Below are 4,120 nucleotides of genomic sequence, written 5' to 3'. Positions count from 1 at the left end.
AGCGAGGGCCCGGACTGCGGACAGGCCGTGCGCGGTGTCCCGAGCCATGACCACGGCCCGCTGCTCCAACGCGGCCCGCGTGGTCGCCAGCGACCGGGCCACCCCGGCCGCCGAGAGTTTCGGAGCCGCCGTCAGATGCTCGGCCAGTCGATGCGCCTGCTCACGCAGCGCGGCAGGTGTACGAGCGGAGAGAACCCACGGGGTGAGGCCAGCGGAATCCTGGACCTCGGAGGCAACGGAAGGAGCCTGCTCAAGGATCACGTGCGCGTTGGTGCCACTGGCACCGAACGACGAGACACCGGCTCGACGGGCCCGCCCGGTCTCCGGCCACGGCTGCGCCTCGGTCAGCAACGACACCGCACCGGCAGTCCAGTCCACAGTAGACGTCGGCGCGGACACGTGCAGCGTGCGCGGCAGCGTGCCGTGACGCATCGCCTGAATCATCTTGATCACGCCACCGATGCCCGCAGCCGCCTGCGTGTGCCCGATGTTGGACTTCAGCGAACCCAACCAGAGCGGCTGCTCGCGGTGCTGGCCGTAGGTGGCCAACAACGCCTGGGCCTCGATCGGGTCGCCCAGCATCGTGCCGGTGCCGTGCGCCTCCACGGCGTCGATGTCGGCGAAGGTCAGCCCTGCCGAGTCCAGCGCGGCCCGGATGACCCGCTGCTGCGACGGTCCGTTGGGCGCGGTCAGGCCGTTCGAGGCGCCGTCCTGGTTGATGGCCGAGCCCCGGATCACGGCCAGCACCTCGTGCCCGTTGGCGTGGGCGTCCGACAGCCGCTCCAACAGCACCAGACCGACACCTTCGGAGAACCCGGTCCCGTCCGCGCCCTCGGAGAACGACTTGCAGCGCCCGTCGCGGGCCAGCCCACGCTGACGCGAGAAGCTGACGAACCCGCCCGGCGTCGACATCACGGTCACCCCACCGGCCAGCGCCATCGAGCACTCGCCCGAACGCAACGCCCGAACGCCGAGGTGGATCGCCACCAGCGACGACGAACACGCCGTGTCCACGGTCAGCGCCGGCCCGGTCAGGCCCAACGTGTAGGACACCCGGCCGGACACGACACTCGCCGAGGTTCCGGTGCTGCGGTAGGTTTCCGCGCCCTCGGGCAGCTCGTCCGCGATATCGCCGTAGTCGTGGTAGATCACACCGGCGAACACACCCGTGTCGCTGCCGTGCACCGAACGCGGGTCGATCCCGGCCTGCTCGAAGGTCTCCCACGCGACCTCCAGCAGCAGCCGCTGCTGCGGGTCCATCGCCAGGGCCTCACGCGGGGAGATCCCGAAGAACCCGGCGTCGAACGCGGTGACCCCGTCCACGAACCCGCCGTCCCGCGCGTACGTGGTGCCGGGATGGTCCGGGTCGTCGTCGAACAGCGTGGACAGGTCCCAGCCGCGATCGGTCGGGAACGGGCCGATGCCGTCGCGCTCCTCGGCCACAAGCCGCCACAGGCCCTCGGCGTCGGTCACGCCACCGGGGAAGCGGCAGGCCATGCCGACGACCACGATCGGGTCGTTGTCAACCACGGCGGTCACGGTTCGGATGACCGGAGCGGCAGCCGCGCCGAACAGCTGCTCGCGCAGGAGTTCGGCGACCAGCACGGACGTCGGGTGGTCGAACACGACGGTGGCGGGCAGGGTGAGGCCGGTCGCCGCGCCGAGCCGGTTGCGCAGCTCGACCGCGGTGAGCGAGTCGAACCCGGTCTCGCGGAACGGCCGGTCCTGGCCGATCCCGTCGAGCGTGGCGTGCCCGAGCGCCGCGGCGGCCTCGGTGCGCACCAGCTCGACCAGCGCGCGCTGCTGCTCACCGGCGTTCAGCCCGGCCAGGCGGGCCACCAGCGGCGGGCCACCGGCCTGCTGAGCGGCACCGGCTGTGCGACGGGTCCGCCGGACCAGGCCACGCAGCAGCGGTCCGACCTGGTCGGTACCCCGGCGCAGGGCCGCAGTGTCCAGGCGGATCGGCACCAACAACGCTTCCTGAGCGCCGAAACCGGCGTCCAGCAACGCCATGCCTTCGTCCGACCCGAGCCCGATGACACCACCACGGCGGGTCCTGGCCATGTCGGCGTCGGCCATTCCGGCGGTCAGCGAACTGATTTCCGCCCACAGCCCCCACGCCAGCGATACACCCGGCCGACCGGCCGCCCTGCGACGCTGCACGAGCGCGTCGACCACGGTGTTCGCCGCCGCATAGTTCGCCTGGCCGGGTGTGCCGAGCGTGCCGGTGGCCGAGGAGAACACCACCAGCGGCACGTCACCGGCCAGCTCGTCCAGCAGCGCCACGGCGTCGATCTTCGGAAGGAACACGCTGTCGAGGCGTGCGGGGCTCAGATCGGTGAGCAGGCCGTCGTCGACCGCGCCCGCGGTGTGCACGACCGCCGCCAGACGCGTCCCGGCCAACAGCGCGGTGACCGCGTCCCGGTCGGCCATGTCGCAGGCGGTCAGCTCGACCTCGGCACCCAGCTCGCGCAGGTTCGCGAGCAGCTCATCGGCACCGGCCGCGGCCGGTCCCTGCCGACTGACCAGGTGCAGCTGCCGCGCGCCGTGCGCGGCGACCAGGTGCCGGGCGACCAGCGCCCCCAGCACACCCGTTCCGCCGGTGACCAGAACCGTGCCATCGGTCGGGATCGACCCTGGCTGGGCCTGGGCCGCGGTCAGGCGCGGGGTGAACGACATCCCACCGCGAACGGCCAGCTGCTGTTCGGACGAGGCAAGCGCACCCGGCACCGCGTCGAAGGAGTCGACGTCGAGCAGGCCGAACCGGTCCGGGTGCTCCGACTGCGCGGACCGCACCAGGCCCCAGATCGCGGCGGCGGCCGGATCGGTCACCTCCGCGTCCTCGTGCACGGGCACCGCGCCCCGCGTGCACAGCACCAGCCGCGTGCCGGTCAGGGTTTCGTCGGAAACCCAGTTCTGAAGCAGTTCCAGCGTCTTGGCGGCCAGTTCGCGAGAACGCGTCGGTACGTCGGTCGAGGTCGACCAGTTGCTCGTGTCGGCCACGAACACGGCCGGGCGGTCCGCCGGAATTCCCGCGATATCAGCCGGATCGAGCAGTCCCCAGCTCACCTCGGTCGCGGCCTCGGCCTGCTCGGTCCACTTGACCCGCCACAGGGCGTCGGCCGTCGTCTTCGCACCCGGCGCGGAAAGCCCGTCCGGATCGGCCTCGCGCAGTACCAGCGCGTCCACAGACGCCACGGGCTGCCCTTCGGCGTCGGTCAGTGTGACCGTGAGCCTGTCGTCGCCGGTCGTGATGACGTGCACGCGAACAACGGTGGCTCCGGTGGCGTACAGCCGGACCCCGGTCCACGCGAACGGCAGCAGCGTGCGACTTCCCGGCCCGCCAGGCAGGCAGAACGTGCCCGCGTGCAGCGCGGAATCGAGCAGCGCCGGGTGAATACCGAACCCGGCCGTGACCGCGTCCGTCGGCAGCGCGACCTCGGCCCACGCTTCGCCGTCCCGCGTCCAGGCCGCGCTCAGGCCACTGAAAACCGGCCCGTAGTCGTAGCCCGCCGCGGCCAGCCGGTCGTAGAGGTCGGCGGTGGACATGGCAGTCGCGCCCGCCGGGGGCCACTCGCCGGTCGGGACAGCGGGAACACTCTCGTCCTCGGTCACCAGCGTGCCGGCGGCGTGCTCGGTCCACTGCGCCGTCTCGCGTGCGCCGTCCTCCAACCGGGACCAGATCTTGACCGCACGAGCCCCGTCATCGGCCGGGCCGTCCACGTCCACCTGCACGTGCAGGAACCCGTGGTCCGGCACGGTCATCGGCTGGGTGATCACCAGTTCGCGCAGCACGGGCGCGTCGACCTCGTCACCGGCCTTCAGCGCCAGCTCGACCAGTCCGGTTCCGGGCACCAGCACGGTTCCGTGCACGGCGTGCTCGGTCAGCCACGGGTGCGTGCCGGTGGAGATCCGGCCGCTCAGCAGCACCCCGCCAGTACCGGGCAGCTGCGCGACGGCCGCGAGCAGGGGGTGGGCCGCGTCGCCGAGACCGGCCCCGGTCACGTCCCCGGTCCCGGTGTCGCGCGTGAGCCAGTAGTGCTTGTGCTGGAATGCGTAGGTGGGTAGTGGGACTGGTCGGGCGTGGCTGCCGGCGAAGATCGTGGTCCAGTTGGTGGTG

Annotated in this window: 1 protein-coding gene; it reads right to left on the bottom strand. The window is 72.1% G+C overall.

Features of this window, described 5'->3' with window-relative positions:
* Positions 1-4,120 (bottom strand): SDR family NAD(P)-dependent oxidoreductase (locus AB0N03_RS51915; RefSeq protein ID WP_364388908.1); only part of this gene is annotated, 4,120 nt, incomplete at both ends.

Source organism: Amycolatopsis sp. NPDC051061 (assembly GCF_040682935.1).
Classification (GTDB): Bacteria; Actinomycetota; Actinomycetes; order Mycobacteriales; family Pseudonocardiaceae; genus Amycolatopsis.
Note: the sequence above shows the minus strand (reverse complement) of the source record. Positions and strands in the feature narration are given on the sequence as shown.